Annotated in this window: 12 protein-coding genes and 1 tRNA gene; 5 read left to right on the top strand and 8 right to left on the bottom strand. The window is 69.9% G+C overall.

Annotation, left to right across the window (positions count from 1 at the left end; all coding sequences use genetic code 11):
- Window position 1: 1 nt before the first annotated feature.
- Window positions 2–14,014: an Ig-like domain-containing protein gene (locus SFB74_RS04030; RefSeq protein ID WP_432729404.1), complete on the bottom strand. Its 14,013-nt coding sequence runs from the start codon at window positions 14,012–14,014 to the stop codon at window positions 2–4.
- A 372-nt stretch (window positions 14,015–14,386) separates the two neighbouring features.
- Here SFB74_RS04030 and SFB74_RS04025 point away from each other — a divergent pair, with 372 nt between their 5' ends.
- Genes SFB74_RS04025 through SFB74_RS04015 form a run of 3 tightly spaced genes read left to right on the top strand, consistent with a single transcriptional unit; the run spans window position 14,387 to window position 16,965 of the window.
- Window positions 14,387–15,778, top strand: a complete 1,392-nt coding sequence (locus tag SFB74_RS04025) for an MFS transporter (RefSeq protein WP_432729403.1) — start codon at window positions 14,387–14,389, stop codon at window positions 15,776–15,778.
- Between the two features lie 42 nt (window positions 15,779–15,820).
- A complete protein-coding gene (locus SFB74_RS04020; RefSeq protein WP_432729402.1) occupies window positions 15,821–16,519 on the top strand; it encodes an aspartate/glutamate racemase family protein in 699 nt (232 codons plus the stop codon).
- Window positions 16,520–16,563: 44 nt separating this feature from the next.
- Entirely contained in the window at window positions 16,564–16,965 is a 402-nt protein-coding gene (locus SFB74_RS04015; protein WP_432729400.1) for a PaaI family thioesterase, read from the top strand.
- Between the two features lie 18 nt (window positions 16,966–16,983).
- Here the strand turns inward: SFB74_RS04015 and SFB74_RS04010 are convergent, their stop codons facing one another.
- Window positions 16,984–17,340 carry a hypothetical protein gene (locus SFB74_RS04010; protein WP_432729398.1) on the bottom strand — a complete coding sequence of 119 codons (357 nt, stop codon included), beginning with the start codon at window positions 17,338–17,340 and terminating at the stop codon, window positions 16,984–16,986.
- A gap of 300 nt (window positions 17,341–17,640) precedes the next feature.
- On the opposite strand from SFB74_RS04010, the gene SFB74_RS04005 reads away from it, so the two are divergent.
- Together SFB74_RS04005 and SFB74_RS04000 are read left to right on the top strand one after the other, a co-directional pair.
- Entirely contained in the window at window positions 17,641–18,669 is a 1,029-nt protein-coding gene (locus SFB74_RS04005) for a hypothetical protein (protein WP_432729396.1), read from the top strand.
- A 58-nt stretch (window positions 18,670–18,727) separates the two neighbouring features.
- Window positions 18,728–19,387: an SGNH/GDSL hydrolase family protein gene (locus tag SFB74_RS04000; protein ID WP_432729394.1), complete on the top strand. Its 660-nt coding sequence runs from the start codon at window positions 18,728–18,730 to the stop codon at window positions 19,385–19,387.
- Between the two features lie 824 nt (window positions 19,388–20,211).
- Here the strand turns inward: SFB74_RS04000 and SFB74_RS03995 are convergent.
- From SFB74_RS03995 to SFB74_RS03970, 6 genes are all read right to left on the bottom strand, one after another.
- A tRNA-Phe gene (locus SFB74_RS03995) sits at window positions 20,212–20,287 on the bottom strand.
- Between the two features lie 21 nt (window positions 20,288–20,308).
- A complete protein-coding gene (locus SFB74_RS03990) occupies window positions 20,309–21,010 on the bottom strand; it encodes a response regulator (protein WP_125952987.1) in 702 nt (233 codons plus the stop codon).
- A 90-nt stretch (window positions 21,011–21,100) separates the two neighbouring features.
- Window positions 21,101–23,434: an ATP-binding protein gene (locus tag SFB74_RS03985; RefSeq protein ID WP_432729393.1), complete on the bottom strand. Its 2,334-nt coding sequence runs from the start codon at window positions 23,432–23,434 to the stop codon at window positions 21,101–21,103.
- On the bottom strand, window positions 23,431–24,075 hold the full coding sequence (locus SFB74_RS03980) for a DUF4390 domain-containing protein (protein ID WP_432729392.1): 645 nt from the start codon (window positions 24,073–24,075) through the stop codon (window positions 23,431–23,433). Before SFB74_RS03980 ends, SFB74_RS03985 begins: the two co-directional genes overlap by 4 nt.
- Entirely contained in the window at window positions 24,056–25,447 is a 1,392-nt protein-coding gene (gene rsmB, locus SFB74_RS03975; protein ID WP_432729391.1) for a 16S rRNA (cytosine(967)-C(5))-methyltransferase RsmB, read from the bottom strand. Before rsmB ends, SFB74_RS03980 begins: the two co-directional genes overlap by 20 nt.
- Window positions 25,448–25,534: 87 nt before the next feature.
- Window positions 25,535–26,146: a lema family protein gene (locus tag SFB74_RS03970; RefSeq protein ID WP_432729389.1), complete on the bottom strand. Its 612-nt coding sequence runs from the start codon at window positions 26,144–26,146 to the stop codon at window positions 25,535–25,537.
- Window positions 26,147–26,228: the final 82 nt, after the last annotated feature.

The raw sequence follows: 26,228 nt of genomic DNA, 5'->3' as shown, positions 1-26,228 counted from the left end.
CTCAGACCACCACCAGCTGATGGTTGGCCAGCAGCGTCGCGAGATCTGTGCTCACGCCGTTGAGCGCGATCAGCGGCGTCATCGCGTGGGCGCTGCCCGCGCCGTCGCGGTCGATGCTCAGCACCGTGCTGCCGCCGGACTGGGTCAGCTGCAGGTAGTTGGCGAGCGGATCGCCGGTGTGGGCCGCATAGTCGGTCAGGAGCGCCGACAGGTCGATGCGGTCGGCGCCGGGCGCGGTGTCGAAGGCTGCCACCTGGAAGTCGTTCACCTCGGAGAAGGCATTGCCGCCGGTGTCGCCGGCCGCCACGAGCAGCTTGTAGAGCAGGGTCTCGTGGCCCCCTTCCGTCGTGCTCTGGGGCGTCGCCGTGGTTTCCGGCGCGCTCGCGGGCTGCGGGTCCGGCACGGGATCGGCGGGCGCCACCTCGGCCTTCTGCGCCGCCGCGGTGTCGGCGGCGGCCGTGTCGAAGGCCCCGAGCGACTGGATGCCGGTGCTGCCCGCGCCGCCCACCAGCAGCTGGCCGTTGGCCAGCAGCGTCTCCAGCGAGGTGGTCACGCCGGTCAGCGTGATCAGCGGCGCGCCGAAGCTGCCGGTGCCGCCGAGGTCGACGGCGATGAAGGTGTTGCCGCCCGCGGTGGTCACGTGGATGTAGTTGAGCAGGCCGGCCGACGAGGGGTCGAGCGCGTAGTTGCCGGTGGCCGGGTCGCGGTACACGTGGGCTGTGCCGGTGTAGCCCGCGAGGAGCCCGCCGAGATCGAGCAGGTCGGCATCGGTGCTCGCGGCGCTGGCCATGCTGCCGAGGGTGAAGCCGTTGACCACGTCGCTGCCGTTGCCGCCGGTGGCCTTGTCGGCGGCGTTGACCACGTTGTAGACCACCCTGTCGTTGCCGCCGCCCACGCCCAGGAAGTAGGTGTCGTTGCCGCCGCGGCCCTCGAACATGTTGTCGCCCAGGCTGCCGACGAAGGTGTCGCCCAGCGCGCTGCCGCGCACGCCCTCGACGTTGTTCACCGTGCCCAGGATGCCCCAGCCCGTCACGAGGTTGGTGGTGAGGTCCACGCCCACGCCGTTGTTGGCGTTGCGGAAGTCCACGATGTCCATGCCGCCGGTGGCCGACCAGGTCCGGGTCTCGCCCGGCAGCAGCGGCGCATTCCAGCCGCCGCCGCCGTTGTAGACAGCGCTGCCGCCCAGCACGTTGTTCACCACGTAGACATCGTCGTAGCCGGTGCCCGTCATCACGTTGGGCAGCAGCACGGCCGTGTCGGTGGTGCTCAGCACCTGGGCGCTGGTGGCGTCGCCCGGGGTCACGGTCCAGCTGTAGGTGGACGAGGCGCCGTTGCTGTTGGCCAGAAGCTTCACCGTGTAGGTCTGCGTAGGGTCCAGCCCGAAGACGTTGACGATGCCCGAGCTGTCGTTGCCCCAGCTGCCCGACTGCGGATTGATGATCTGCGTGGCCACCAGCGCGCCCTGCGCGTTGAACACCTGCACCGTGTTGCCGAAATAGACGTTGTAGCCCTGCGCGTTCAGGATGCGCAGGTGCAGCGAGGTGCCGTCCTTCACCTGGTTGGTGTTGGCGATGAGCTGCGTGGCGGTGCTGCCGTTCATGCCCACCAGCAGGTCGACGTCGCCGTCCCAGTCGTAGTCGGCCGAGGCGATGCTGTTGACGTTGTTGGCGCCCAGGCTGGCGAGCTGGCGCGTGGCCCAGCCGCCCGCGGCCACGTTGCCGCTGTTGGTGTAGAGGTTGGCCACGCCGGTGGCGTAGTCGAGCTCGATGGCGTCCATGCGCCCGTCGCCGTTCCAGTCCACCGCCACCGAGGCGTCGCCGGCCAGCGTGTCGTTGGCCACCGCGACGCCGGTGGTCGACAGGGTGCCCGCGTTGTTCAGGTAGACCCTGCTCGCGCTGGCGGCCCTGCTGCTGTTGACGTACAGGTCGAGCCAGCCGTCGTTGTTGAAGTCGGCCCAGGTGAGCGACACCGGATCGGAGGAGTTCTGGGTGTTCGCGTTGGTGGCGAACACGTCGTTGATGGCCTGCGACTCGGTCCAGTTCGATCCGTTGAGGCTGCTCTTGCCGTTGTTGGCGAGCAGCGTGAGCGTGAAGTCGTTGTTGTTGCCCAGCGTGGTGGTCGTGGTGGTGTGCAGCGCGAGGTCCACGCGCCCGTCGTTGTTCAGGTCCACGCCCGAGACCTCGCGGCCGGTCTGCAGGTTGGCGATGCCCGCGGCGGTGAGGCCGATGCCGGTGCTGTTGCCGTAGGTCCCGAGGACGCCCGCGGTGTTCTTGATGAACGAGGCGGAGTCGCCCGCGCCGTCGCCGACGATGGCGTCCAGGAAGCCGTCGCCGTCCATGTCGAGCACCGCCACGCCGCCGTTCGACACGCCGGTGAGGCCGGTGCCCACCGCGCCGGGCGTGTAGCCCAGGCCCAGCGCCCCGGTCCACAGCGGCGTGCTGTTGACGCCGCCCGCGTTGTTGTCGGTGCCGAGGACGTCGAGGATGCCGTCCATGTTGTAGTCGAAGAACGAGTACGCGGTCGATCCGCCGCCCGACAGCAGCTGCACCGCGAGATCGCTGGTGACGTAGGACGTGCGCGAGGTGCCGTTGTAGACAGCCTGGTCGCCCGCGAAGCTCCAGTTGCCCTGCAGGTTGATCGCCATCCCGCCGCCGAAGCCGGTGGTGTTGCTGGTGCCGTGCGAGCTGGCCGCGGCGGCCAGGTGGTCGAGCGTGGTCACCACGTCGACCTCGCTGGTCGCGCTCAGGCGCGTGCGGTTGCCCGCGGCGTCCCACACCACGTAGCCGAGGTGGTACGGCGTGGCCGACGCGGCGAGCGCGGCCGAGATCGACCACGCGCCGCTGGCGTCCGCCACGGCGAAGCCCAGCACCGTGTCCACGCCTTCGGTGTAGGTGCCGTCGTGGTTCACGTCGTTGATCAGCGCCACCGTGGCGCCGGCCTCCACGGTGCCGTCCACCGTGCTGCCGAACACTGCCGTGCCCGCGGCGATGGTCTTGTCGCCGTCGGGGTCGATGGCGGCGGCGTTGACGAAATCGGGCGCGCTGAGCGAGAGCACCGGCGCGCTCAGGTCGACAGTGAAGCTGGTCGTCACCGCGCTGCCGTGCGTTCCGTTGGCTGCGTTCTCGATGCGCACCTGCGCGGCGACGGTGGCGGTGGCCGCGAACGCGGGCGGCGCGTAGCTCCAGGTGGTGGCGCCGTCCACGTCCTGCACCGGAATCCAGGTGAGGCCGCCGTCCAGGCTGATGGTGACCACTTCGTCGGCCTGCAGCGGCCGGCCGATGGTGCCGGTCAGCAGCGGCGTCGAATCGCGCGTGACGAAGTCGGTGTTGAGCACCGTGGTGCTGTTCGAGAACCCGCCCGAGAACGAGAAGCCGGTGTCGGTGGCCAGCGCTGTGAGCGTGGCCAGCGCGTCCACCGTGAGCGTGAAGGGCGTGCCCGGCGCGCTCTCGTTGCCGGCGGCGTCGACGAGCGTCGTGGTGTAGCTGTGCAGCCCGAAGCCCAGCACCGGCGGCGCATACGTCCAGCTGGTCTGGCCGGCCGCGAGCACGATGGAGCGCACCAGCACGCCGTCCTGGTAGATGCGCAGCGTGTCGCCCGCGGCCACGCCGGCGCTGATGGTGCCGTTGAGCACCGGCGTGGTGTCGTCGGTGACGCCGCCGCCCGGGAAGTTGCCGACCACCGCGCCCAGGTTGTCGGTGAAGCTGGCGATGGCCGCCACCTGCGTGGGCGCGGTGAGGTCCACCACCACCGCCTGCGTGTCGGTCGGCCCGAGGTTGCCGGCCGCGTCGATCACGCGCACCCGGTAGGTGTAGGTGCCGCCCGTGAGCACGCGCGCGTCCACGAACGACCACGCGCCGGCGGTCACGGCGAGGTCGATCCAGTTGGTGCCGTCGATGCTGATCTGCGCGCGTTCGCCCGCGCCCAGCGCGCCCACAGTGCCGTTGACGGTGAGCGAGGTGTCGCGCGTGAGGAAGTCGGTGAGGCTGCTGCCGGTGTCGTCGCTGATCGACGCGATGTCGATGGCGGCGGTCGGCGCTGTGACGTCCACCGCGAGCGTGAAGGAGGCCGAGGCCGCGGACTGGTTGCCGGCCGCGTCGGCCACCACCGCGGTGTACACATGCGTGCTGCCGCCGGCCAGCACCGGCGTGGCGAAGGTCCAGGCGGTGCCGGCGACCGTGGCGGTGCCGATGAGCGTGGCGCCGTCGTAGATGCGCACCACCTCGCCCGCGGCCAGCGCGGCGCTCAGCGTGCCGTTGAGCACCGGCGTGGTGTCGTCGGTGGGCACGCCGCTGCCGAAATTGCCGAGGTTGATGCCGACGTCGTCGGTGAAGCTGACGATCAGCGCGGTCTGCGCGGGCGGCGTGGTGTCCACCGTGAGCGTCAGGGGCGCCGAGGCGGCCGCCTCGTTGCCGGCGGTGTCGGCCACCACCGCGGTGTAGCTGTGGCTGCTGCCGTCGGCGAGCGCGGGCGGCGCGAAGGTCCACGTGGTGCCGGTGACCGTGGCGGTGCCGACGAGCGTGGCCCCGTCGTAGATGCGCACCACGTCGCCCGCGCCCAGCGCGGCGCTCAGCGTGCCGTTGAGCACCGGCGTGGTGTCGTCGGTGACGGTGCCGCTGCCGAAGCTGCCCTGGTTGGTGCCGGCGTTGTCGGTGTAGCTGACGATGACGGCACTCTGCACGGGCGGCGTGGCATCGACCGTGAGCGTGAAGCCGCCCGAGGCCGTGCCCTGGTTGCCGGCCGCGTCGGCCACCACGGCCGTGTAGGTGTGCGTGCTGCCGTCGGCCAGCGCGGGCGGCGCGAAGGTCCATGTGGTGCCGGTGACCGTGGCGGTGCCGACGAGCGTGGCGCCGTCGTAGATGCGCACCACGTCGCCCGCAGCCAGTGCCGCGCTCAGCGTGCCGCTGAGCACCGGCGTGGTGTCGTCGGTGACGGTGCCGCTGCCGAAGCTGCCCTGCACCGTTCCCACGTTGTCGGCGAAGGCGGCGACGGCGGCGGTCTGTGCCGGGGGCGTGGTGTCGACCGTGAGCGTGAAGCCCGCGGAAGGCGCGCTCTGGTTGCCCGCGGCATCGGCGACCACCGCCGTGTAGGTGTGCGTGCTGCCGTTGGCGAGCGTGGGCGTGGCGAAGGTCCACGCGGTGCCGTTCACGGTGGCGGTGCCGACCAGCGTGGCGCCGTCGTAGATGCGCACCACCTCGCCCGCGCCCAGCGCGGCGCTCAGCGTGCCGTTGAGCACCGGCGTGGTGTCGTCGGTGCTGGTGCCGCCGGCGAAGTCGCCCTGCAGGCTGCCGGCGTTGTCTGTGTAGGTGGCAATGGCGGCCGTCTGCGCCGGCGGCGTGGCGTCGACCGTGAGCGTGAAGCCCGCCGAGGGCGTGCCCTGGTTGCCCGCCGCATCGGCGACCACCGCCGTGTAGGTGTGCGTGCTGCCGTCGGCCAGCACGGGCAGCGCGAAGCTCCATGAGGTGCCGGTGACGGTGGCCGTGCCGAGCAGCGTCGCGCCTTCGTAGATGCGCACCACGTCCGACGCGCCGATGGGCCCGCCGAGCGTGCCGTTGAGCACCGGCGTGGTGTCGTCGGTCGGCGTGCCGCCGGGGAAGTTGCCCTGCGTGGCGCCTGCGTTGTCGGTGTAGCTGGCGATGGCGGCCGTCTGCGCCGGAGCCGTGGTGTCGACGATCAGCGTGAAGCCGGGCGACGCCGCGCCCTGGTTGCCGGCCGCGTCGGCGACCACCGCCGTGTAGGTGTGGATGCTGCCGTCGGCCAGCGCGGGCGGCGAGAAAGTCCACGTGGTGCCGGTGACTGTGGCGGTGCCGAGGAAGGTCGCGCCGTCGTAGATGCGCACCGCGTCGCCCGCGGCCAGGCCCGCGCTGAGCGTGCCGTTGAGCACCGGCGTGGTGTCGTCGGTGGTGGTGCCGCTGCCGTAGTCGGCCTGGTTGGTGCCGGTGTTGTCGGTGTAGCTCGCGATGGCCGCGGTCTGCGCCGGCGGCGTGGTGTCGACGCCGAAGGTGAAGCCGGCCGAGCGCGTGCCTTCGTTGCCGGCGGCATCGGCCACCACTGCCGTGTAGGTGTGGCTGCTGCCGTCGGCCAGCGCGGGCGTGGCGAAGGTCCATGTGGTGCCGGTGACGGTGGCCGTGCCGACCAGCGTGGCGCCGTCGTAGATGCGCACCACGTCGCCCGCGGCCAGCGCCGCGCTCAGCGTTCCGTTGAGCACGGGCGTGGTGTCGTCGGTCGGCGTGCCGGCGGGGAAGTCGCCCTGCACGATGCCGGTGTTGTCAGTGAAGCTCGCGACGGTTGCGAGCTGCGCCGGTGCGGTGGTGTCGACGGTGAGCGAGAACGGCGCGGAAGCCGGGCCTTCGTTGCCGGCGGCATCGGCGACCACGGCGGTGTACGTGTGGCTGCTGCCGTCGGCCAGCGCCGGCGTGGCGAAGGTCCATGCCGTGCCGTTGACGGTGGCGGTGCCCACCAGCGTGGCGCCGTCGTAGATGCGCACCACCTCGCCCGCGCCCAGCGCGGCACTCAGCGTGCCGTTGAGCACCGGCGTGGTGTCGTCGGTCGGCGTGCCCGCCGGGAAGCTTCCCTGCTGCGTGCCGGTGTCGTCGGTGTAGCCGGTGAGGCTGGCGGTCTGCACGGGCGCGGTGGTGTCGACGGTCAGCGTGAACGCCGGCGATGCCGTGCCCTGGTTGCCGGCCGCATCGGCAACCACGGCCGTGTAGCTGTGCGTGCTGCCGTCGGCGAGCGCGGGCGGCGCGAAGGTCCACGTGGTGCCCGTCACCGTGGCGGTGCCGACCAGCGTGGCGCCGTCGTAGATCCGCACCACGTCGCCGGCCGCCAGCGGCGCGCTCAGCGTGCCGCCGAGCACCGGCGTGGTGTCGTCGGTCGGCGTGCCCGAGGGGAAGCTGCCCTGGTTGGTGCCCGTGTCGTCGGCATAGCCTGTGAAGCTCGCGGTCTGCGCCGGCGCAGCGGTGTCGACCGTGAGCGTGAATGGCGCGGACGCCGGCCCTTCGTTGCCCGCGGCGTCGGCCACCCGGGCGGTGAAGCTGTGGGTGCTGCCGTCGGCCAGCGCGGGCGCGGTGAAGGTCCAGGTGGTGCCGGTGACTGTGGCGGTGCCGATGAGCGTCGCGCCGTCGTAGATGCGCACCACCTCGCCCGCGGCCAACGCGCCGCCCAGGGTGCCGTTGAGCACAGGCGTGGTGTCGTCGGTCGGCGTGCCCGCAGGGAACGTGCCCTGCTGCGTGCCGGTGTCGTCGGTATAGCTCGCGATGCCGGCGGTCTGCAGCGGCGCGGTGGTGTCGACGGTGATCGTGAAGCCTGCGGAAGGCGCGCCTTCGTTGCCCGCCGCGTCGGCCACCACCGCCGTGTAGGTGTGACTGCTGCCGCCGGCCAGCACGGGCGTGGCGAAGCTCCATGCGGTGCCGCTCACGGTGGCGGTGCCCAGCAGCGTGCCGCCCTCGTAGATGCGCACCACGTCGCCGGCCGCCAGCGGTGCGCTCAGCGTGCCGTTGAGCACCGGCGTGGTGTCGTCGGTCGGCGTGCCCGCGGGGAAGCTGCCCTGGTCGGTGCCTGCGTCGTCGGTGTAGCCGGTGAGCGCGGCGGTGAGCGTGGGCGCGGTGGTGTCCACCGCGAGCGCGAAGGCCGGCGACGGCGTGCCTTCGTTGCCGGCGGCATCGGTCAGCACGGCCGTGTAGCTGTGCGTGCTGCCATCGGCCAGCGCCGGCAGCGCGAAGCTCCATGTGGTGCCGGTGACGGTGGCCGTGCCCAGCAGCGTGGCGCCGTCGTAGATGCGCAGCACGTCGGTCGGGCCGGCGGCGGCGCTCAGCGTGCCGTTGAGCACGGGCGTGGTGTCGTCGGTCGGCGTGCCCGCGGGGAAGTCGCCCTGGCTGGTGCCGGCGTTGTCGGTGTAGCTGGCGATGGTGGCGGTCTGCGCCGGCGCGGTGGTGCTAACCGACAGCGTGAACCCCGCCGACACCGGGCCTTCGTTGCCGGCCGCATCGGCCACCACGGCCGTGTAGGTGTGGGTGGTGCCGTTGACCAGCCCCGGCGCGGCGAAGCTCCAGGCCGTGCCCGTCACCGTGGCGGTGCCCAGCAGCGTGGCGCCTTCGTAGATGCGCACCACTTCGCCCGCGCCGAGCCCCGCGCTCAGCGTGCCGTTGAGAACCGGCGAGGTGTCGTCGGTGACGGTGTTGTTGCCGAACTCGCCGCGGTCGATGCCGGCGTTGTCGGTGTAGGTGGCGATGGCCGCGGCCTGCAGCGGCGCTGTGGTGTCGGCGGCCAGCACGAACGCGGCCGAAAGCGCGCCCTGGTTGCCGGCGGCGTCGGCCACCACGGCGGTGTAGCTGTGCGTGCTGCCGTCGGAAATCGCGGGCGGCGCGAAGGTCCACGTGGTTCCCGTGACCGTGGCTGTGCCGATGAGCGTGGTGCCGTCGTAGATGCGCACCACGTCGCCCGCGGCCAGCGCCGCGCTCAGTGTGCCGTTGAGCACCGGCGTGGTGTCGTCGGTCGGCGTGCCCGAAGGGAAGTCGCCCTGGCTGGTGCCGGCGTTGTCGGTGTAGCTCGCGATGGCGGCGGTCTGCGCGGGCGGCGTGGCATCGACAGTGAGCGTGAAGCCCGCGGAGCGCGGCCCCTCGTTGCCCGCGGCATCCGCGACCACGGCCGTGTAGGTGTGGGTGCTGCCGTCGGCCAGCGCGGGCGGCGCGAAAGTCCACGTGGTGCCGGAGACCGCGGCGGTGCCGATGAGCGTGGCGCCGTCGTAGATTCGCACCACCTCGCTCGCCCCGAGCGCCGCTCCCAGCGCGCCGTTGAGCACGGGCGTGGTGTCGTCCGTCGGCGTGCCCGCGGGGAAGTCGCCACGGTCGGTGCCGGCGTCGTCGGTGTAGCCGGTGAACGTGGCCGCCTGCGTCGGCGCTGTGGTGTCGACCGCGAGCGTGAAGCCGGCCGAGCGAGGGCCTTCGTTGCCCGCGGCATCGGCGACCACCGCCGTGTAGGTGTGCGTGCTGCCGTCGGCCAGCGCGGGCGGCGCGAAGGTCCACGTGGTGCCCGTGACCGTGGCGGTGCCGATGAGCGTCGCACCGTCGTAGATGCGCACCACCTCGCCCGCGACGAGCGCGCCGCCCAGGGTGCCGTTGAGCACAGGCGTGGTGTCGTCGGTCGGCGTGCCCGCGGGGAACGTGCCCTGCTGCGTGCCGGTGTTGTCGGTGTAGCCGGTGAGGCTCGCCGTCTGCGTCGGCGCGGTGGTGTCGACCGCGAGCGTGAAGCCTGCAGAGGGCGTGCCTTCGTTGCCGGCCGCGTCCGCGACCACCGCCGTGTAGGTATGGCTGCTGCCGTCGGCCAGCGCGGGCGGCGCGAAGGTCCACGTGGTGCCGGTGACCGTGGCGGTGCCGACGAGCGTGGCGCCGTCGTAGATGCGCACCACCTCGCCAACGCCGAGCCCCGCGCTCAGCGTGCCGTTGAGCACGGGCGTGGTGTCGTCGGTCGGCGTGCCCGCGGGGAACGTGCCCTGCAGCGTGCCGGTGTCGTCGGTGTAGCCCGTGAGGCTCGCAGTCTGCGTCGGCGCGGTGGTGTCGACCGCGAGCGTGAAGCCGGTGGAAGGCGTGCCTTCGTTGCCGGCCGCGTCCGCAACCACCGCCGTGTAGGTGTGGCTGCTGCCGTCGGCGAGCGCCGGCGGCGCGAAGGTCCACGTGGTGCCCGTGACCGAGGCGGTGCCGATGAGCGTGGTGCCGTCGTAGATGCGCACCACCTCGCCCGCCCCGAGCCCCGCGCTCAGCGTGCCGTTGAGCACCGGCGTGGCGTCGTCGGTCGGCGTACCCGCCGGGAACGTGCCCTGCAGCGTGCCCGCATCGTCGGTGTAGCCGGTGAGGCTCGCAGTCTGCGTCGGCGCCGCGTTGTCGAGCGTGACGGTGAGGGTGTCGCTCGCGGTGTTGAGCGCGGTGTCCTGCACTTCCACGCGGACGGTGACGGGGCCGTTCGACAGCCCGCTGATGTCGGCCGCCGTGGCCGTCCAGGCGTTGCCCGCGACCACCGCGGTGGCGGTCACGGTGTTGGCGCCGTCGCTGAAGGTGACGGTCACGACCTGCCCGTTCGGGATGTTCGCGGTGGTGCCGCCGACCACCAGCGCGCCGTCTTCCGCCGCGTTGACCAGCCCGTCGCCCGCGACCGGCGTGCCGATGGTGACCACGGGCACGGCCACGCTCACTTCGTAGGCCTGGCTGGCCGAGCCGCTGGCGGTGTTGCCGGCGGCGTCGGTGGCGGCCACGCTGGCGGCCACCGTGTGGTCCGCGTCGGCCACCAGGTCGCTGCCGGCCACGTCGATGCGCCAGTTGCCGCCGGCATCGACCGTGCCGCTGTAGCTCACGCCGTTGACCACCAGCGTGACCACGTTGCCCGCCTGCGTGCCGGTGGCGGTGCCGCTGACCGCCACGTTGCCGCCGGCTTCCGCCGCGTTGACGATGTTGTCGGGGGTGATGCTGCCGACCGTGAGCACCGGCGGCGCCAGCAGCGTGTCGACCACGGCGCTGGCGCTGACCGGCGGCGCGCCCACGTTGCCTGCCAGGTCGCGGCTGGTGGCGTTCACCGTGAGCGTGGCGCCCTCCGGCGGCGCGGCGAAGCTGAAGTCGACGAAGCCGTTGGCCAGGTCCGCCGCACCGAGCGTGACGCTCGAGGTGGTGGTGCCGTCGGTGACCTCGATCACGTCTCCCACGGCCGCGCCGGCGACGAGCGTGACCTTCACCGTCACGCCGCTGCCCAGCTCCGCGGCGTTGATGAAGCCGTCGTGGTTGGCGTCGTTGACGATGGCCACGGCGATCAGCGGCGAGTCGCTGTCGACCGTGGCGGTGCCCTCGGGGCTGGTGTTGCCGGCCGCGTCGGTGGCTCTGGCGTGCAGCACCGTGCCGTCCGGCGGCACGGTCGCGGGCGTGATGCTGTACGTGCCGTTGGGCAGCGCTGTGGCGCTGCCGACCGTGTTGCCGTTGCCGTCGGTGATGGTGACCAGCGAGCCCGCTTCCGCGGTGCCCGTGATCGGGCTGCCGGCGGTCGGCGCGATGGTGGGCGCGATGGGCGCCACGCTGTCGACCGTGGCCGTGGCCTCCGTGCTGGTGTTGCCGGCCGCGTCGCTGGCCGTGACGTGCAGCACCGTGCCGTTCGGCGGCGTCGTGGCCGGCGTGATGCTGTAAGTGCCATCGGGCCCCGTCGTGGCGCTGCCGATGACCGTGCCCGCGCCGTCCTTCACCACAACCAGCGCGCCGATGTCGGCCGTGCCGGTGATCGGGCTGCCATCGGTCGGCGCGATAGTGGGCACGCCGGGCGCCACGCTGTCGACGGTGGCCGTGGCCTCGGGGCCGGTGTTGCCGGCCGCGTCGGTGGCCGTGACATGCAGCACCGTGCCGTTCGGCGGCGTGCCCGGCGGCACGATGCTGTAGCTGCCATCGGGGCCGGCGGTGGCGCTGCCGATCACGGTGCCGGCGCCGTCCTTCACCACCACCAATGCGCCCGCCTCTGCGGTGCCGGTGATCGGGCTGCCGTCGGTCGGGTTCACGGTGGGCGCGATGGGCGGCGCGCTGTCGACCGTGGCCGTGGCCTCGGGGCCGGTGTTGCCGGCTGCGTCGGTGGCTGTGGCGTGCAGCACCGTGCCGTTCGGCGGCACGGTCGCGGGCGTGATGTTGTAGGTGCCATCGGGTAGCGCGGTGGCGCTGCCAATCACCGTGCCAGCGCCGTCCTTCACCACCACCAGCGCCCCACCTTCGGCCGTTCCGGTGATCGGGCTGCCGTCGGTCGGCGCGATGGTGGGCGCAATGGGCGCCACGCTGTCGACCGTGGCGGTGGCCTCGGTGCTGGTGTTGCCCGCGGCATCGCTGGCCGTGACGTGCAGCACCGTGCCGTTCGGCGGCACGGTCGCGGGCGTGATGCTGTAGGTGCCGTCGGGCCCTGCCGTGGCGCTGCCGATGACCGTGCCTGCGCCGTCCTTCACCACCACCAGCGCGCCGATGTCGGCCGTGCCGGTGATCGGGCTGCCGTCGGTCGGCGCGATGGTGGGCGCACCCGGCGCCACGCTGTCGACGGTGGCGGTCGCCTCGGCCCCGGTGTTGCCGGCCGCGTCGGTCGCGGTGGCGTGCAGCACGGTGCCGTTCGGTGGCGTCGTGGCGGGCGTGATGCTGTAGCGCCCGTCGGGGCCGGCGGTGGCGCTGCCGATCACGGTACCCGCGCCGTCCTTCACGGTGACCAGCGCGCCCGCCTCGGCGGTGCCGGTGATCGGGCTGCCGTCGGTCGGGTCGAGCGTAGGCGCGGGCGGCGCGGCGCTGTCGGCCGTCGTCGTGGCCTCCGGGCTGGTGTTGCCCGCGGGGTCGCTGGCCGTGACATGCAGCACCGTGCCGTTCGGCGGCGTCGTCGAGGGCGTGACCGTGTAGCGGCCGTCCGGGCCGGCGATGGCGCTGCCGATGACCGTGCCGTTGCCGTCTCGCACCGTGACCAGCGCGCCCCCTTCGGCCGTGCCGGTGATCGTGGCGCCGGTGGTCGGGTTCACGACGGGCGCGGCGGGCGCGACGCTGTCGACGGTGGTGGTGGCCTGCGCGCTGGCGTTGCCGGCCGCGTCGGTCGCGGTGACGTTCAGCACCGTGCCGTTCGGCGGCACGGTGGCGGGCGTGATGCTGTAGCTGCCGTCGGGCGCCGCGGTGGCGCTGCCGATCACGGTGCCGCTGCCGTCGCGCACGGTGACCACCGTGCCCGCGTCGGCGGTGCCGGTGATCGGGCTGCCGTCGGTCGCCTGCACGGTCGGCGCGTTGGGCGGCACGCTGTCCACGGTGACGGTGGCCGGCAGGCTCTGCTGGGCGCCCGCGTCGGTGGCGAAGACGCGCAGCAGCGTGCCGTTGGCCGGCGTGCTCGAGGGCGTGATGCTGTAGCGGCCGTCGGGGCCGGCCGTGGCGCTGCCGAGCACGTGGTCGAGGTTGTCGACCACGGTGACCACGGCGCCCGGTTCGGCCCGGCCGGTGATGGGGTTGCCGTCGGTCGGGTCGACCGTCGGCGTGGGCGAGATGCCCTCGATGGTGGCCGTGCCCTGCGCGCCGGTGTTGCCGGCCGCGTCGCGCGCCACCGCATGGATCACCGTGCCGACCGGCAGCGGCGCGCCCGGCGTGAAGCTGAAGCTGCCGTCGGGCCCCGCCGTGACACTGCCGAGCACCTCGCCCGCGGCCGTGCTGATCGTGACCACCGCGCCCGGCTCGGCCGAACCGGAGATCGGCGTGCCGTCGGTGGGATTGAGGATCGGCGCCGCCGGTGCCGCGCCGTCGACCGTGACGCTGGCGGGCGGGCTCGCGTTGCCGGCTGCGTCGGTGGCCACCACCTGCAGCACCGCGCCGTCGGGGGCTTTGGTGCCCAGGGTGACGGTGTAGCTGCCATCGGGCGCGACTGTCGCGCTGCCGATCACGCGGCCCGAAGCGTCGATGACGCTGATCACTGCGCCCGGCTCGGCCGTGCCCGCGATGGCCGTGCCGTTGCTGGGCAGGCTGGTGGGCCGCTCGGGCGGGGTGGTGTCGCCGGGCGGCGGAGGCGGTGGAGGAGGAGGTGGTGGCGGCGGCGGGGACGGCGGAAACGGTGCGATGCCATCGCCACCACCTCCGCCTCCACCGCCAAGCGTCGCGCCGGCCAGCACGCCGCCGCCGATCACCCAGGGCAGCACGCCGGCGCCCGCCGAGGCGTTGGCCAGCAGCGGCTCGACCGAATCGATGCCGGTGTAGCCGGCGGCGACCTCGCCCTGCCCTTCACCGAGGCTCGCCAGCCATTGGCCGCCGTCGGCGTCGCGCAGCACGAGGTCGCTGCGCGCCTCGCCCGGCCAGCCGAAGAAATCGTGCAGCGTGATGGTCTCGCCCGATACGGTGGTGACGACCAGGTCGTTGCCGACCCGGCGCATGCCCCTGACCTGCGCGCGCGGCAGGTCCATGCGGACCACCGATGCCTCCGTGAGGGAAACCTCGCCCGATGCAGCCAGCTTATTGACCGCACCGCCTCTTTTTCCAATGACTTCCAACGGGACCATTTCGCCTCCATCGTCAGATCAATTAATTATTCAGAGGCTCCCGGAGGCGCCATTGAAAACACAATCTAACAACGTTGACAAAATTTGCAATGCAACGCTAAGTCGTAGATTTCACAGTGAAAACGCGCGAAACGCCTCGAAAGTAATGCTTTATTAATAGCATTCAATTCAAATTGGCGCAAAATTGACTCACAGGTCGAAACAAAGAATACATGACGACCTCCCGAATAAGGGAATTCCCTCCCGAATAAAAATTCGCCGAAGCCGAATTCCGGAAATCAATAGAAATTCAATTCGGGGCGCCGAATAGTTACGAGACCCGATCCCACCCGCTGTCGGCGCTATCCGACGGCCGGTGTCAGACTTCGCCGCATGAACGACACAGCCTCGAAGCGCATCGCCCTCACCGTGGCTGCCGCTTTCTTCATGGAAACGCTGGACGCCACGGTCATCGTCACCGCGCTGCCGGCGATCGGTGCCGGCTTCGGCATCGGGGCGCTCGATGCGAGCCTGGGCGTCACGGTCTACCTGATCGCGATGGCCGCGCTGGTGCCGGCGGCGGGGTGGTGCGCGGGGCGCTTCGGCGCGCGACGGGTGTTCGCGCTGGCGGTCGGCACCTTCACCCTGGCCTCGCTCGCCTGCGGGCTCGCGCCGAGCTTCGAGGTGTTCGTGGCGGCGCGCGTGCTGCAGGGCGCGGCGGCGGCCTTCATGTCGCCGGTGGGACGGCTCGTGGTGCTGCGCGAGACGCCGAAGCACCGGCTGATCGAGGCCATCGGCACCATCACCTGGCCGGGGCTCATCGCGCCGGTGATCGGTCCGCCGCTGGGCGGGCTCATTGCCACGCATGCGTCGTGGCGCTGGATCTTTTTGCTGAACGTGCCGCTGGGCCTCGTGGGCCTGTGGCTGGTGATGCGGCTCTTTCCGCGCCGCGCCGACGCGGCGCCGGTGCGCTTCGACGCGACCGGCTTCGTGCTCACCGCCATCGCACTGGCCGCGCTGGTCGAAGGCCTCACGCGCCTTGGCGGGCCGCAGCCGGGCTCGGCCGTCACACTCGGGTTGCTGGCGGCAGGCGTGGTGACGGCACTGGCCGCCGTGCAGCATGCGCGGCGCGCGGCGGCGCCGCTGCTCGACCTGCGCGCGCTGGCGGTACCTACCTACGCGCTGGCCACCGCGACGGCCGGCTTCGTCTCGCGAGTCGCAATCAACGCTTCGCCCTTCCTGCTGCCGCTGATGTTCCAGATCGGCTTCGGAATGAGCGCCTTTCACGCGGGCTCGATGCTGCTGGTGTACATGGCGGGCAACCTCGCGATGAAGAGCGCCACCACGGCGGTGCTGCGGCGCTACGGCTTCCGCAATGTGCTCACGGTGAACGGCGCCATCTGCGCCGCAACGCTCTTCGGCTGCGGGTTGCTGTCGCCCGGCGACCCGCTGCCGCTGATGTGCGCGCTGCTGTTCGTGGCGGGCATGGCGCGCTCGATGAACTTCACCGCCATCAGCACGCTGGCTTTTGCCGACGTGCCCGACGAGACACGCGCCGGCGCGAGCACGCTCGGCACGATGCTGCAGCAAGTGTCGCTCGCGTTGGGCGTGGCGCTGGGCGCGATGGTGCTTGGCGCTTCGCAGGCATTGCGCGGCGCGCCGGCGGTGGAGCTCGCGGACTTCCGGCATGCCTGGTACGTGGTCGGCCTGCTGATGGCCGTTGCGACGCTGATGACGCTGCGGCTCGACCGCCAGGCGGGCATGGCGGTGTCGCGGAGGTCGTGAGAACATCCTCCGCTGCTTCCGTCCCTTCTGGAGATTTGCTTCATGCCACTTCACATCGGCATCGTCGGCTGTTCGGCCGAAGGCGCTGCGCTCTGCTATCGCACGCTGTGCGTCGAAGGCGCCAGCTACATGGGCCAGGCTCATGCGCACCCCGAGGTCTCGATGCACACGCATTCGCTCGCGGCGTACGTGGATTGCCTCGATCGCGGCGACATCGACGGCGTCGCGCAGCTGATGCTGTCGTCGGCGCGCAAGCTCGCGGCGGCCGGCGCCGACTTCCTGATCTGCCCCGACAACACCATCCACCAGGCGATGCACCTGGTTCTTCCGCAGTCGCCGCTGCCGTGGCTGCACATCGCCGAGGTGGTCGCGGCCGAAGCCGTGTCGCGCGGCTTTCGCAGCGTGGGCGTGCTGGGCACGCACTGGCTGGTGAACAGCGAGGTCTATCCGCAGGCGCTGTCGGCGGCAGGACTGGAGGCCGTGCGGCCGGATGCCGAAGAGCGCGCGACGATGGGCCGCGTCATCATGGACGAGCTGGTGCGCGGCGTGATCAGGCCCGAATCGACCGACGTGCTGCGTCGAATGATCGACGGGCTGAAGGCCCGCGGCTGCGACGCCGTGGTGCTGGGATGCACCGAGCTGCCGCTGGTGCTGAACGACGGCAACTCGGCGCTGCCGACGCTGGACTCCACGCGCCTGCTCGCGCGCGCGGCGCTGCGGCGCGCGACTGCGGCCGGCTGAGCCTTCATCGGCATCGAACTTCCACGAGAACAAAGGAGACATTCATGCCCGACATCGCCGCGATGCAGAAACTGCTCGACACGATCTTCCCCGGCCTCATGGGCGTTCGGCTCACCGAACTCGCCCCCGAGCGCGTGGTCGCGCAGATGGAAGTGCGGCCCGACCTGTGCACCGCCGGCGGCATCCTCCACGGCGGCGCCTACATGGCATTCGCGGACACGCTCGGCGCGGTCGGCACCATCGTCAACCTGCCCGAGGGCAAGCGCACGACGACGACCGACTCGAGCACCAAGTTCATCGCGGGCGCGCGCGTCGGCACGACGGTCACCGGCACCAGCGTTGCGCTGCATCGCGGACGCACGACTCAGGTGTGGCAGACCTCGGTGACCAATGCGGACGGCAAGCTGTGCGCCGTCGTCACGCAGACGCAGCTGGTGCTCGACTGAGGAGCGCAGCCTGGCCGCTCAGTAGCGATCTTCGTAATAGCGGCGGTGCTGCTCGCGCTCCCACTGGCGGCGGCGCCATTCACGGCGTTCTTCCCAACGCTGGGCACGACGCTCTTCCCAGGTGGGTCCGGACTCGTAGTAGACAGGCGCCGGAGCGGAATACACCGGAGCGGGCTGATAGTAGGTCGGGGCAGGCCGCGAGTACACGGGCGCCGGCTCGTAGTAGACCGGTGCAGGCTCGCTCACGACCACGCCGGGAACGTTGATGCCGACGGACCAGCTCGTGCCGGCGTTGGCGGATGCGGCGGCGAACAAGGCACCGGCGGCGAGGACGCCTGCGGCAGCAAGCTTGAGCGTGAGGCGGGGGAAAGTCATTTCTTTCATCTCCTGGAGGGCAAGGAGTTGCCCTGATGCGTGTCCAACGCGTGCCCCCGAGGTACGGCGCACATCGGGATGGTGAAGAACGTTCCCAAATGTCACGCAGAGCCATTAGCGACGCTGGCGACTGGGACTTGGCTGGCACGAACCGGAGCCCAAAAGATTGGCCACCACGCATCGGGAGCCCCACGTGGCATGGGGCCCACCAGCCCGCTCCCTTGAAGATCGCCTGAAATCAAAGAGCGCCGCGACAGGTAGCATAGCGCCCATGAGCGCCGTGCACACCCCACTTCAACAATGACGCCTGCGAGACTCTGGCTGTCCATATTCCTCACGGGCTTCGTCTTATGTGCGTGTGCCCTGCTGCAGTCACTGCTGACAGCTGCACCGTACGGAGACCTCTCCCGGATCGGACGCATCTCGGAAGATGAATTCGGCTGGAAGATCGCACCGCCGGAAATCGATCCCCAACTGCTTGACGGTGCTCCGATCGACAAGGCTGACATCCTGGTAATCGGAGACAGCTTTTCCGCCTCGCACGTCTGGCAGTCTGTGCTGGCGAGCAACAGCCATTCTGTTTCGACCGTGTACTGGTCGCAGCTCGATGAAATGCTCTGCTCCGATTTCGACGAGTGGCTTTCGCAGATCGGCTTTCGGGGCAGGCTGGTCATCATCGAAAGCGTGGAGCGCTTCCTGAACGTGCGAGTCACGCAAACTCGAAAGTGCACGCCGCTGCGGCCTCCTTTGATTGCGGCAGCGATCGAACCGCCATCACCGCCTCTGGAACATGTCCCCGGCTTTGCCCTGAACTGGGAAGCCCAGCTTCACTCTGGCTGGATGACACGCAAGTGCACCGATGCGGCGATTGCCGGCAGGATGCGCAGGAGTTGCAACAACATGACCATGGCACGCCCGGTGGTCGAGGGCTGCACGTTGTTCAGTCACCGTCGCTGCGACATGGCATTGTTCTTGGCAGATGACGTGATTCGTGGCCCCCTGACTTCTGCGGCGGTCGCGAGCATGGAAGCCTCCGTGGCGACTCACGCCAAGACTCCGGTGCTCTGGATGGTGATCCCGAACAAGTGGACAACCTACCTCGAGCCCGATCACTCCCAGGGCTTCGTCAACGCTTTGCAGCAGACAAGTCTCGGCCCCGACCTTTTCACGTTTGCCCAGCATGAGAAGATCAAACAAAAGGATTTCTATTTTCCGAACGACACGCACATTTCAACGCACGGTCAATTGACGCTGGGCAATCGCATGCTGGAAGCGATCAGGCAAAAGCTGGGGGAATCCCCTTCATCGGCTGCGGCGCAAGGTCAATAGAGAGGGCAATTTCGCTGTGTAGACTCGCTGGCTTCCGAGCAGCAGTCAGCCCTCTTTCATGAACCAGGTCCAGAAGATCGCAACCATCGTACTGGCCGCCGTATTGGCGGCGTGCGGCACCAGTTCCACGGTTCCCGAGCGGACAGCAGCGCCTGTCGCGACGCCTTCGAAGCCAGCGGCTCCCGGGCGCAATTGCAGCGTCACCTTGTATGGTGACTCCATTCTGAACGGGTCTTTCTTCCCGGCTGGCCGTTTAGCGGAGCCGCCGGCAGCGGGAATCCGACGCATGCGCCCTGCCTATCGGGTAGTGGACCGCACGGTAGCCGGCGACAACGCGCAACTGCGCATGCCCGCCATGGTGAACCATGCCATCGACACACGCATCGTTGTCTTGGGTCACGGCCTGAACGATGCCGGGAACAGCCTGCCCTATGAGGCGCCCTTGCGTGCCATGGCGCAGCGTGCGAAGTCCCTGGGCAGCGGGGTGATCATCACGGGCATTTCGCGAACGATCACCGGCACTGCGAACTATGACGCATACAGCGCAATTGCACGCCGCGTAGCCACAGAAGAGGGCGCTGTTTTCGCTGACTGGGGAGCCGTTCCCGTGGTCGCCGCTGACATGGCCGACGCCGTGCATCCTGCGCAGAGGCAGAGCACTCGCCTGACAGAACAGCTTGTGAAGGCTCTCGATCAGGTTGCGCCTGAGTGTCGTTGAGACATCCGGCGCCCTCCTCTGAGCCCCGTTGCTCGGCAATGCTTCGGGGCCTTGTTGTTTCCAGCCGGGAGTCGCGCTGAACACCTCAGCTGCGAACCAAGTACACGCCGTCTACGGCCTGCCGATCATCAAACCATGAGGGACGCAGCGTTCATCGCTCTGTCCCGGTTGGATTTCAACGGTGTGAGAACAACACGGGCACTATCACCGAGTTCTGGTGCACGAGCTGGACAACGTCCCAATGGAAAGGCTTAGGAGAGCGCACCAAAGGGGATGAGGGATGACGCGAAGCACTGAGCGTCTCGTGCGACCTGCGGACATTGCGCGCTACCTGCGCCTCGAGCGAACTGATGCACCGGTGCGCGAATCGCGAGATCGCGCCGATGTCCAAACTGAGGACCATGGCGACCGAGCACAGGGATATTGATATGAATCTGTGCAGGCAGGTGAAGTGCAATCTTCAATGCCACGCACTAACGCGCTAGAGCCAGAAACCCTCACCACGTTTATCACGTCGCTCAACGGGCAAGGACCTCAGCGCAAAGTGATCACCTTGAAGGCCGAATTTGGAGCTAGCTGGCGCACGTCGCATCGAACTTCCGCGTCACACTGTCCTAAATCGACAGTCGGAAGCATGCTTGCTCCTAGGATGGCGCCCTATACGGACGACAGTTTTGCAACGATCAGTGGGCGCGCGACACGGCGTAATACAAGCCTAGTACGGCGGACCGCCGGAGTTGCATGTGGACTGAGCTGAAATCCCACAGTGGGGATAGAAAGCAAAAGGCGCTACAACCTTGATAGCTGTAGCGCCTTGCTGAATATGGTGGCCTGGGGCGGAATCGAACCACCGACACGCGGATTTTCAATCCGCTGCTCTACCAACTGAGCTACCGGGCCGTTGCTGTGTGCAGCCTCAAATTATACAGCGCTTCTGCGCCCTCTTGAAAGATCGACGCCAAGTTGTTTGAGCTTTCTGTAGAGATGGGTGCGTTCGAGGCCGGTTTTCTCGGCGACGCGGGTCATGGAGCCGTTCTCCATCGCCAGGTGGAACTCGAAGTACGCCTTCTCGAAGCCGTCGCGCGCGTCGCGCAGCGGGCGGTCGAGGTCGAAGCTCTGCGTCGATTGCGGGCCGGTGTCGGCCACGGGCACCGAAGCCAGCGACGCCATCAGCAGGCTGTCGCCTGTCGTCGTGATGGCGGTGGCCTGGCTGCCGGTGACCGGCGCGGGCACCACTCCCGCTGCCGCGCGGCGCGCGCTTTCGCGGGCCAGTCCCTGCTCCACTGCCTTGAGCAGCTTCTGCATGGTGATGGGCTTTTCGAGAAAGGCGAATGCGCCGATGCGCGTGGCGTCGACCGCGGTGTCGATGGTGGCGTGGCCGCTCATCATGATGACGGGCATGCTCAGAAGGCCCGCTGTGGACCACTCCTTGAGCAGCGTGACGCCGTCGGTGTCGGGCATCCAGATGTCGAGCAGCACGAGATCGGGGCGTGCGCGCTGGCGTGCAGCGCGGGCTTCGGCCGCGTTCTCCGCGAGTTCCACGTTGTGGCCCTCGTCATTGAGAATTTCGAAGAGCAGGTCCCGGATGCCCAGCTCGTCATCGACCACGAGAATGTTTGCCATGAGTGCTGCTTGTTGTGTGCGCTGGTGTCCGCAATGGTATGTTGAGTCCTCTGGCCCATCCATCGCCTGTGCGACGGACATTCGTGCGGCTCAGGCGGCGGAAGACTTCGACGAATCTTCGGTGTGAGCGGCCGCTGCCCGCGGCTCGCTTGCCAGCGCGAATGATAGCGAGACTTGTGCCCCTGCTACAGCCCCATCGACGACGCGATTCGAAAGCTCGATGCGCGCGCCGTGCTCGTCGGCGATCTTCTTGACGACCGCGAGGCCCAAACCAGTACCTTTTGTTTTCGTGGTGACGTAGGGCTCGAAGGCGCGCTTCAGGATGTTCTCTGCAAAGCCCGGGCCGCTGTCCTGCACGGTCAGGCGCACGCGCTGCCCCGAGTCGCCGAGCCGCGTGCGGATGGTGACTTCGCCCACCTTGCCCGTACCGGTGGCGGCGGCCTCCGCGGCGTCCTGTGCGTTTTGCAACAGGTTGTGTATGACCTGGCGGATCTGCTGCGCATCGCCCCTGATGGGCGGGCAGCGCTCGTCGAGTTCGGAACGCAGCGTGATCGGCAGGTTCTCCGCGCTGTAGAGCTGCAGCACGTCGGCAAGCAAGGCGTTCAGGTCCACGGGCTTGAGGTCGGCCGCGGGCAGGCGCGCGTAGTCGCGGAATTCGTTCACCAGCCGCTTCATCGCATCGACCTGGTCGACGATGGTTTTCACCGACTTCACGAGCACGGCTTGCTCGGGCGGCTGGACCTTGCCCGAGAGCTTCATCTCGAGCCGCTCGGCCGAGAGCTGGATCGGCGTGAGCGGGTTCTTGATCTCGTGCGCGAGCCGTCGCGCGACCTCGCCCCATGCCTGCGCACGCTGGGCCGAGACGATCTCGGAGATGTCGTCGAACACCAGCAGCCGCGCAGCGCCGGGCAGCTCCGCGCCGCGCGCGACGATGTTGATGGCGCCGTCCTGCTGCGGCAGATCGGCGCCCGAGGCATGCAGCTCGAAGGCGTGCTGCCAGTGGTCGAGGCCGTGCTGGATGCGCTCGACGAGAAAATCCTCGAACTGCTGCTGCACCTTGGCGCCGAACTCGGCCAGCCCCGGCACTTCAATGAGCAGCCGGCCCTCGTAGGCCGCGAGCGGCGCGCGCAGCACGCGGGTCGCGCCCGGATTGGTGGACAGCACCGTGCCCTTGGCGTCGAGCACGATCACGCCCGAGGTCAGGTTGTCCAGGATGGTCTGCAGGTTGGCGCGCGCGGCATCGAGCTGCCCCATGGTCTTCTCGACCGCGCCGCGGGCATCGGCCAGCTGCTGTGTCATGACCGCGAAGGAGCGCGTGAGGCCGCCCAGTTCGTCCTTGCCCTGCAGCACGGCGGTGGGCCGCAGGTCGCCGGCCGCCACCTGCCGCACGCCGTCGGCCAGCACGAGCAGCGGCCGCGCGAGCTGGTTGCCGAAGAGCACGGCCAGCAGCACCGCACCGAACACGGCGAGGAACAGGCTCAGGGTGAGCGTGCCGATGTACATGCGGCGCAGGCCTTCGCGCGCGAGCGCCCGCTCCTGGTATTCGCGGTTGGCTTCCTGCACGGCCAGCGCATTGGCAACCACCGCCGGCGGCAGCGGCCGCGTGACCTGCAGATAGCGCGGCGCGGTGTCGAAGTCGAAGCCGGGCCTTTGCACCATCGCGAGCGCGCGCACGCTCGCGGCCGGCGGCGTCGCGCCCGGCACGGCGGTTTCGTCCAGCCCTTCGACATGCGCGACGGCGCGCTCCGGACGGACCTGCTTGAACTGCTGCGCTGTCGGCCGCTCGGGGTTGAGCTGGAAGCGCGAGGTGCCGGCGCTGGCCACAAGTTGCCCGGAGCCGGTCCAGAGGATCACGTCGCTGGCTTCGAGCTGGTCGCGGATGCGCTCGAGCACCAGGCCCGCGCTCGCATCGGGCACCTGCGCCAGTTGCGCGCTGGCGCCGCGCGTCTTGACGGCGAGATCGTCGGACAGCGAATCGAGCGTGGCCCGGCCGAGGTTCAGGCCGGCATCGAGCGCGCCTTCGACCTTGACGTCGAACCAGCTCTCGATCGAGCGCGCGACGAACTGATAGGACACCACATAGACCAGCGCGCCCGGCACCACCCCCACCAGCGCGAAGATGGCCGCCAGCTTGATAAGCAGCCGGCTGCCGAACTTGCCCTGCCGCAGCCGCCGCAGCAGGCGGAAGGCGACCCAGCCGATCACCAGCACCAGCAGCACCGCCACCACGACGTTGATGCCGAAGAGGCGCACGTAATAGCGTTCGTACAGCGCGCGGTTGTTGGTGGCCTGCGCCAGCAGGAACATCAGCACCAGGCCGATGGCCGTGACCAGCGCGGCGCCGACGCCAATGGCCCAGCGCCTGGCCCGCGCGCGGCTCGCGGCGGACGAGGCCGCCGAGCCGCTGCGCCCCGAAGTGCTCACTTCTGCTTCTCCAGCGGGAGCTTGGCCGTCCGCTCGACGGCGATGTTCCAGTCGGCCTGGCCGACCACGCCGATCTGGAACGGGCGCGGCAGCTGCGAAGTGTCGAGCCTGAAGCGGAAGGTGACCTGGTGCTGCGGGTCGTCGCCGATCTCGGCCAGGTCGCCCATGCGCAGGCGACCGACGCGCTTGATGGCGTCGAGCGCGTCGCCCAGCGTGTCGAAGTTCTGGTTCAGCGAGATGCCCAGGCCGGCCGCACCGGTCATGGGCGCCGCCGACACATTGAGCCGCCAGCGCCGAGTGAGCGGCTGGTAGGCAAGGCGCATGTGGCGCGTGACCTGCGCGACCTTGCGGTCGGTCCAGTACCAGCGCTCCTGGAATAGCTCGGCCTCGGCCACGAAGTAGATGGCGATGCCCTTGTCGAGCACCTCCTCGACGAGCGAGGGCAGTTCGAACTGCACGGCGGCGCTGAAGTAGACGCCGTCATCGGCCTGCTCAAGGCGCATCTGGGTGATCGCGGCGCCGGAGCGCCCCTGGGCGGCAGCAGGTGCCGGCATGAAGGCCATCCACATCGCCCAGATCCAGAGCAGGACGGGCAGCGACAGGATCAGCCGGCGCCGTCGCTCAACGCGGACGCTTTTCAAGCAGGGCGTAGAAGAAGCCGTCGTGGTCACCAGAGGCATTGTCCGGGACGCCACGGGCATTCGACCCGCTTTGGGGCAGCAAATGGCCTGGCGATGGCAGCAATCGTGCGTTGGTGTTGTGTACAAGAAACGCATCAATTTGTTGCGAACCCTCTTCGCGAAACACGGAGCAAGTGCAGTAAAGAAGTCGCCCGCCGGGCCGCACCAGCGGCCACAAAGCCTCCAGGAGCGCGGCCTGCTGGGCGGCGAGCTGGGCCGTGTCGCTCTCGCGGCGCAGCCAGCGCACGTCGGGGTGGCGCCTCACGATGCCCGAGGCCGTGCAAGGCGCGTCGAGCAGGATCGCGTCGAAGGGCGTGCCGTCCCACCACTGGGCGGGCCGCCCGGCATCGGCGACGAGCACCTTGGCCTCGAGCCCGAGGCGGGCGAGGGTCTCATCGATGCGGCGGCTGCGGACGGCATCGACTTCCAGCGCGGTGACATCGATAGCACCTGGGCCGGCCATTTCGAGCAAGTGCGCAGTCTTGCCGCCGGGGGCGGCGCAGGCGTCGAGCACGCGCAACGGCGCCGCAGTGCCGGGCGTCGCCGGCAGGAGGCCGTCGAGCAGCAGCGGCGCGGCCATCTGCGCAGCTCCGTCCTGCACCGAGCAGGCTCCGTCGGCAAAACCGGGCAGCTGCTGCACGGGACGGGCGCGCGCCAGTTGCAGGCCGCTGGGGCCCACGCGCGTCGCGCCCAGGCCGGCTGCTTCAAGCTCGGTCAGATAGGAGGCGGCGGTTGTCTTGCGGACGTTGACGCGCAGCGTCATCGGCGCCTGCGCGTTGTCGGCGGCCAGCACCCGCTGCCACTCGCGCGGATGGTCGCGCTTGAGGCGCTCGATCCACCAGCGCGGATGGTTCCACTGCGCGACCGGTTCGGAGTCGGTCGCCGCCACGAGCTCGTCGCGCTCGCGCAGGAAGCGCCGCAGGCAGGCGTTGATGAAGCTGGCCTGCGCCCGCGTGGCGGGATTGCGCTTGGCGGCCTCGACGGCCTGATCGACCAGCGTGAAGGGCTCGTAGGGCGCATGCGTGGCGTCCCACGCCAGCGCCAACGCGGTGCACAGCAGTGCGTCGGGCAGGGGCGGCGGCGTGCGCTTGGCCAGATGGCGGCGCAGCGCCTCGGCGCGGCCGAGCCAGCGCAGCACCTGGAAGCCGAGCGACTGCACGCCGGGCCGCAGCGCAGGCTCGACGGCATCGAAGGCCACAGAGCCCGAGGTGCCGGCGCGGATCGACGCCAGCGCGGCCGCCGTCAGTTGCAACTGGCGCCAGAGCGGAGGTTGTTGCAGGGGCGGCGTGTCGCCATGGCCTCTGCGGGAGGGGTCGGAGGGTAGTTCTGACAAGTTGGGGACGATGGTAACGGTCCGGCCAAAAGCCGGACTTCGTACAAGGAAAGAGGAAAGACCCGGGCGGCGCACCGCCGCCCAGGCTCAGAGCAGCGGCGCCGCCGGACGCAGACGCACGGCCCATGCCACAAGCAGCGCCGGGAACTGGGCGATGGCAGCGTTGTAGAGCGCCACCGCCTGGTTGAACTGGCTGCGCGCGATCTCCGCCGCGGCGGAGGGCTCGGGCCAGGCGATCGGCTCGGCGGTACCGGGAACGACCGCGGCTACGGACCCGGGCTGCAGTTGCGCGGGCCGGGACAGCGTGCCGTCGGCATCGAACACCGTCACCTCGTCCGGATGCTGGCGCCGCCAGGCACCGACCCATACCTGCAGCGCGGTGGCCAGCGCGGCCATGCCGCCGGCGTCCAGCGGATGCAGCCGGGTCGCGCCCAGAAGCGTCGCAAGCTGCGCGGTCGCTGCCTGCAGCGGCGCGATGGAAGACAGCGATTCGCCGGTCGACGCGGCTTCGGGCGGCGGGCCGGCCGCGATGCTGGCCTGCACGAAATCCAGCTGCTTGCCCAGCGCCGCGTCGAGCTGGCCATAGGCCTGCAGCACGGCCGCGCGCAGGCGCACCAGCCGGTTGTAGGCACCGACAAACCAGAACAGCAGGACCGCGACCACGATCCAGCCGGCCAGCGATTCGGGCAACACGCTCATCGACGACAACGCCTCCTCATGCAGACACAAAGAAAAACGCCCCCCAACCGGGGGCGGTCGGGGGGCGTGGTGTACCGGTCAT

Source organism: Variovorax xiamenensis, from assembly GCF_050916385.1.
In the GTDB taxonomy this organism is placed as follows: Bacteria; Pseudomonadota; Gammaproteobacteria; order Burkholderiales; family Burkholderiaceae_C; genus Variovorax.
The sequence above is the reverse complement of the archived record's forward strand: the minus strand, read 5'-3'. Positions and strand labels throughout refer to the sequence as shown.